Source organism: Streptomyces sp. NPDC006879 (genome assembly GCF_042869595.1).
Taxonomy (GTDB): Bacteria; Actinomycetota; Actinomycetes; order Streptomycetales; family Streptomycetaceae; genus Streptomyces.
Genome location: NZ_JBIAGC010000015.1, coordinates 127176 through 133257, shown reverse-complemented (window position 1 = coordinate 133257; position 6082 = coordinate 127176). Strand labels below are relative to the sequence as shown.

The window sequence follows — 6082 nt, the reverse complement described above, 5'->3', positions numbered from 1 at the left end:
CCCCACCAGGCAAGATTCCGCTGTCCCCGCAGACTTCGGCACCGAACAGCGAATCGCTCTTGACTCCCGACTGAGGGAAGTCGTGCGACAGCCTCGTGGTCTTCGGGCGGTGCACCGAAACCCTCCCGCCCCGGCCCCGGCAGGCCACCAGGCCGCAAGAACACTCGGCCCACCCCACGACACGACGTGCACACAGTCCGCAAACCCGACACCACGAAACCGAAAACGAAGAAGTCAACGACTCCTCGCCCACGCCGCAGAGGTTAAAGATCAAGTTAGGCACCCTGCTCTCCTGCTACGGCAGGCCGGCCGGCACCGACTACCTGCGCACCTTCCCCCCTCCGAAGGGCGCTCCGCGGATGCTGCTGGTGGGCACCCGCGGCGACCCCGCCACGCCCTACCGCTGGACCGAGGAGACCGCGGCCAGGCTCGGCCCGGCCGCGGTGGTCCTGGACTATCGGGGTGAGGGCCACGGCGCCTATTCCGCCTCCCCCTGCGTCCGCGGGCACGTGGACGCGTTCCTCATCGACGGAAGGCTGCCCTCCGGTACCCGGTCCTGCCCCGCCGACCAGTGACGGCCGACGGGGCCGGCCCGGGCGTTCGGGCCGAGGGCGCCCCTCAGCAGTTGCCGCGCACGGTCCGTCCGGCGAACCGATCCGCCAGCCAGTCGCCGGCCCGGTTCGCCTCGGTGATCGCGCCGCTGACGTGCTCACCGATCCAGACCGTCGACCAGTTCACGGTGGCCCCACGGGCACACCAGTCGTTGCGCAACTGCCGTCCCACCCCGTAGGGGATCAGCTCGTCGGCCAGCGCGTGGTACTGGTACACGGGGTGGTCCGGGGCGGTCCGCCCCAGCGTGGACCCGTCCAGCCGCAGCTGCCAGTCCGGCTGCTCCAGCGGGTTGCGGGTGGTGAGGTCGGAGATCCGCTTGAAGGAGCCCAGCGCGGCATCGACCGCCACGCAGTGCGTGCGGAAGTAGTCAACGAGGACCCTTCCCGCCGGGTTGAGGTAGGAGTCCAGGTCCAGTTCGGGGAAGGCGGCATCCTGCCCGGCCGCCGCCATGAAGATCAGGCCGGAGCCGTAGGACCCGTCGTTGGAGGCCGCCACCCGCATCAGGTCGGCGGGCACCCCGCCGGCCGCGGTCCCCTTCACCTTGAGCTCGGGCGCATAGCTGCCGTGCAGTTCCGCTGCCCAACTGGCGGCCTGCCCACCCTGCGAGTAGCCCATGATCCCCACTGGTCCGTCGGCGCTCAGCCCGGCCTCCGGCAACTGTTGGGCGGCCCGGGCCGCGTCGAGCATGGCCCGGCCGGCGGAGCGCCCGACGGTGTAGGTGTGGTCGCCGGGAGTGCCCAACCCTTCGTAGTCGGTGACGGCCACGGCCCAGCCGCGTTGGGTCAGTTTCTGGATGAGGTTGGCTTCCAGGGCCGTGCCCCGGGGGAAGTTGGCGCTCGGCGCGCAGGAGTCGGCGAGACCGACCGTGCCCACCGCGTAGGTGATCAGCGGGCGGGGCGCGGTCCTGCCGTCCTGGGGAACGATGACGGTTCCGCTGACCGTGTCGGGGTGTCCGTCCGCGGTGGTGGAGCGGTACTCGATCTTCCAGGCGCGCGTGTTGGTCCACTGGCCGGGCAGCGGATGAAGGGCCGACGGGGCGAAGCCGAGGAGCTCGCCGGGACCGGAGGCCGGCGTGCTTGCTGCGCTCGCTGTCGCCGGCACGGCGGTTACGGCCAGCGTCAGGGCTGCCAGTACGGCGAGGAAGCCGTGCCGGGCCCGGGTACGGCGGGGATTGGGGGGTGCGTGGAAGCGGGTCTGCATGGCGGCTCTCCCGAGGGTCCCAGGCGGGGTGGGCCTGGCCCGGGCGATCCTTCACGGCGTGGGGTGCGGCGCATCGCACGGCGCGGGCTCGCCCCCGTTCTGGACGTGCTCGGGTGACCGGGAGGCCACGACGAGGTGCCACGGCTGCCATCGCGGGCCCGAGGAGATCGCCCGGAACAGACCGGGGTGAGCCGAAGGTAGTGACCGGCGGGCAGTTTCCGGGCTGACCGCGTAGCTCAGCTTTGCTGGCTGCGCCTCACACTTCTTGGCGCCCCCGTGGTTCCTCCGCAGTCCGTGCCGGCCCCCCGGTGGCTCTCCCCGTCCGGTACGCACCCGGGGTGGTGCCGGTCCACCGCCGGAACGCCCGGTGGAAAGCGGTGTCCTCGGAGAACCCCAGCCGCGCGGCGAGTTCGGCGATCGGCTCCCCGCCCTCGGCCAGTCCCGCGATCGCGGCGTCGCGGCGCACCTGGTCCTTCAGCTGCCGGAAACAGGTCCCCTCCTGGTTCAGCCGCCGCCGCAACGTCGCCGGGCTGACCGCGAGCCTCTCCGCCACCTCCGGCAGCGTCGGTAGCCGGGGCGTACCGCGCAACCGCTGCACGAGGGCCCGCCGCACCTGCTCGGCCACCGTGGTGCCGTAGGCACGTCGGCTCAGCAGGTCGAAAGGTGCCCGCCGCAGCATCCGGTCCACCTCCACCTCGTCCCGCACGAGCGGCGCGGAGAGCCACCCCGGGTCGAAGGTGGCGCCGCTGTGCCGTTCCCCGAACCGCACAGGGCAGCCGAACAACACCTGGTACTCGTCGCGGTGAGGGGGCGATGGGTGCACGAACTGCGTTTGTCTCAGGGTGATGCGCCGGCCGATGAGCCAGCTGCACAACCGGTGCCAGACGATCAGCATGCACTCGGTGAGGAACCGCCCCTCGTCCCCGGCCAGTTCGTTGCGGACGTAGAAGTGGGCCCGGCCGTCCTCGACCCGCAACTCCAGGTCCGGCCCGCTGGGGAACAGTCGGTAGAAGTCGATCCCCCGCGCCATCGCACCGCCCAGGTCCCGGCAGCCCAGCACGGCGTAGCACATCATCGCGAAGGTACCCGGACGGCTGGGCGCCGAGGCCAGACCGAGGAACTCGTCCCCCGTGCTCCGGTACAGCGCTCGGAAGAGCCGGGAGAACTGGGTGGATGTGATCCTCGCCCGGTCGTCCCCCAGGAGCAGGGGCGGGATCTGCGCGGCCTGGAGCAGCGGCACGGGGTCGATTCCGTGCCGGTAGGCACCGGCGAGCACAGCCCGCACCTGGTGCACGGTGATGGTCGGCTGCCTCCGCATCCTGTGACGGTAGCCCTCCTGGGGTGCTGCTCGAACCGGGAGCGCACCACCAGCAGTCGGGCGACGGTGGTGTCCGCGTCCGGCTGCGGACGTTGAGGCGCGAGTGGTGCGGGTCGAGCGTGCGCTCGCCGGTGCCTTCACCGCGGTCGCGGCGCCGCAGGTGTCGTCGTGCGCCGCCGTGGTTGCGGGAGATCCCCCAGTAAATACCCCGGAACCCCTGATATCGCCGGGCGGATCGTCGTACAAACGAACAGTCGGTCGCGGAACAGGGGGTGCCTGGCGACTCCCCCCGTCTGACCTGATAAACCTGACCCATTCACGGCTTGACCGGCCTGTAAGCCTCGGGGGGACCGCCGTACTGTGAAGCCTCTACGCCGCCACATGATCACCACGTCACGCCAGGTGCTCTGCACCGCCGCGCTCGCGGCGAGCCTGACCACCGCCGCTGTGGTGACCAACCCGCCGCTCGCCGACGCCGGCGAGTCCGAACCCACGCCCGACAGCCCGCAGGCGCAGGACCGTGGCAACGCCCGCCTGGACCTTCCCGACCTGGCCGGCAATCCCGGTGTCGTGCCCGGCGGGACCCCGCCCGTGATCACTCCGGAGGGTTCCGCCGGCATCCCGGGCACCGCCCTGGACGCCTACCGGCGAGCCGCCACCTCGGTCACCGCCGCCCTGCCCGGCTGCCACCTGCCCTGGGAACTCATCGCCGGCATAGGTCGGGTGGAATCCGTACATGCCTCGGGCTACGGTCTAAAGGCGGACGGGTCCACCGAGAAGCCGATCCGCGGCCCCCGCCTGGACGGCAACGGCTTCGCGCGCATCCTCGACACCGACAAGGGCGAGTTCGACGCGGACCCCGAGTTCGACCGGGCCATCGGGCCACTCCAGTTCATCCCCTCCACCTGGGCCACTTGGGGCGCGGACGGTAACGGCGACGGCAAGCGCGACCCCAACAACATCTACGACGCCGCCCTCGGGGCCGGTCTGTACCTGTGTGCGGGCGACCGGGACCTCGCCGACCCGGGCGACCTCGACCGGGCGGTCCTCAGCTACAACAACTCGCGCGACTACGTGAACACGGTGCTCGCCTACATGCGGCAGTACCAGAACAACGGCGCGAACGACATCCCGAACCCGCCGGTGGTCAACCCACCGGTGGTTGTCCCTCCGGTCGTTCCTCCGGTCACGCCGCCGGTAACCCCGCCGAGCAAGCCGACCCCGCCGAGCAAGCCGGAACAGCCCAAGCCCGAGAAGCCGAAGCCGGAACAACCCAAGCCCGAGAAGCCCAAGCCCAAGCCCGAGGCTCCGAAGCCGGCACCCGAGGTGACGGAGCTTCAGCGGGTCGGTGCTGCTGAGCTGACGGCGCGGGCCGGGCAGAACTTCGCCGTGCGCCCGCAGGTCAAGGCGGTGCTCGGCGACGGCAAGCCGGCGGTCAACCAAGTCGTGATCTTCGAGATCGAGCAGGACGACACGGGTTCGCGCTTCAGCACCGGCAAGACGCATGCCGTGGTCCGCACGAACTCCGTGGGCCTGGCCACCGCCCCGACCCTCAAGGCGGGCGAACTCGCCGGGCCCGAGGACGGCGGCTTCCGACTGCGCGCCACCGTGTACGCGGCGAACGAGTTCACCGTCCGCTTCGACGCGAAGGTCACCCCGCAGCCCGCCCCCGTCACGGACCGCCTGGCCCGGGTCGGCGAAGGCGACCTGTCGGCCGTCGCGGGCGGTCGATTCACCGAGCCCGTGAGTGTTCTCGCCACCGACGAGGGCAAGCCGGTGGCCGGCGAAGAACTCGAGGCGACCGTGCTGGAGAAGGACGAGGAGGGGAAGTACGTTCCGGCGAAGACCGGCCCGTACTTCGAGGGCGCCGAAGGCAAGGCCGTACGAAGCCTGAAGCTGCCCGTGACGGACGGGGAGGGCAAGCTGACCCTGCCCGATGTCTTCGCGGGCGACCAGGTGGGGACCTTCCAGCTGCGCCTGCGCACCGCTGGGGGGGTCGAGCTGGTCCTCGACCTCGTGGTCGACCCGCAGCCGGTTCCCGACCCGGAGCCGCCGGTCACGCCCGACCCCGCTGCGACTCCTTCGGACCCGGTCGCTGACGGGACCCCGAAGGAAGCGGACACCTCCAGGGGCGCGAAGGCCGAGGACCCCGCGGAGGACCCTGAATCCTCGGGTACTTCGAAGGCTGCCGCTCAGGAAACAACCGAGGGCTGAAGTCGCGGATTGCGGTGGCCCTGGCCGCCGCAATCGTCAGCTGTGCTTATGAAGCCGGAACGCTTGGTATTGCCACATGCGTTCGCGGCACGCATGAGGGACGGCGCGCTTGTCCCGGAGGCGGAGTTTCACCTCAACACGGGAGCCCTGCCGGATATTTCGGCCGGGCTCCCGAGTCGTTCCGGGGTCGTGTGGCCCGCAGGGTGTCCGAAAAAGATAGGTCGCTGATCGGAAAGTAAGACCCAGAAAAAGGCAGGAGCCTTCCCTCCGCCGAGGCGGGGAGAAGGCTCCTTGGGTACTGCTACTTCGACCGCGATCCGGTCGGCCCGGGCAACTTAGACCGGGGTGACGTTCTCAGCCTGCGGGCCCTTCGGGCCCTGGGTGACGTCGAAGTTCACGGTCTGGTTCTCCTCCAGGGAGCGGAAACCAGCCGCGTTGATCGCGGAGTAGTGGACGAAGACATCCGGGCCGCCGCCGTCCTGGGCGATGAAGCCGAAGCCCTTTTCAGCGTTGAACCACTTCACGGTTCCGGTAGCCATAAGCCCTCCTTGGGCCAAAGGGTTGCCCTGCTCCAGAACCCACGAAGAAGTCTGAAAACTACAAAAGCCTGCGGGTCACATGCTCCGCAGGCTCTGTACTGCAAGGGAAACCAAACTGCAACTTGCGTCGAGCCTAGCACGCAGAGTGCGCGAGAGGGTAGAGGGAGAGATCACTTCACCCAGACGTCTGACATGCGCC

The 6082-nt window shown here is 70.2% G+C and carries 5 protein-coding genes; 2 read left to right on the top strand and 3 right to left on the bottom strand.

What is annotated here, in order from left to right; translation table 11 throughout:
* The first annotated feature begins 95 nt into the window (after window positions 1-95).
* Window positions 96-575, top strand: a complete 480-nt coding sequence (locus tag ACFYMC_RS14875; RefSeq protein ID WP_388524119.1) for an alpha/beta hydrolase — start codon at window positions 96-98, stop codon at window positions 573-575.
* Between the two features lie 43 nt (window positions 576-618).
* On the opposite strand, the gene ACFYMC_RS14870 is transcribed toward ACFYMC_RS14875, so the two are convergent.
* A complete protein-coding gene (locus ACFYMC_RS14870) occupies window positions 619-1812 on the bottom strand; it encodes a lipase family protein (RefSeq protein ID WP_388524116.1) in 1194 nt (397 codons plus the stop codon).
* Between the two features lie 256 nt (window positions 1813-2068).
* The gene (locus ACFYMC_RS14865) at window positions 2069-3130 is read right to left on the bottom strand and encodes an AraC family transcriptional regulator (RefSeq protein WP_388524113.1); all 1062 of its coding nucleotides are present in this window, start codon (window positions 3128-3130) and stop codon (window positions 2069-2071) included.
* 381 nt (window positions 3131-3511) lie between these two features.
* On the opposite strand from ACFYMC_RS14865, the gene ACFYMC_RS14860 reads away from it, so the two are divergent.
* On the top strand, window positions 3512-5344 hold the full coding sequence (locus tag ACFYMC_RS14860; RefSeq protein WP_388524111.1) for a lytic transglycosylase domain-containing protein: 1833 nt from the start codon (window positions 3512-3514) through the stop codon (window positions 5342-5344).
* Between the two features lie 335 nt (window positions 5345-5679).
* Here ACFYMC_RS14860 and ACFYMC_RS14855 read toward each other — a convergent pair whose 3' ends face one another.
* A complete protein-coding gene (locus tag ACFYMC_RS14855; protein ID WP_388524108.1) occupies window positions 5680-5883 on the bottom strand; it encodes a cold-shock protein in 204 nt (67 codons plus the stop codon).
* Window positions 5884-6082: the final 199 nt, after the last annotated feature.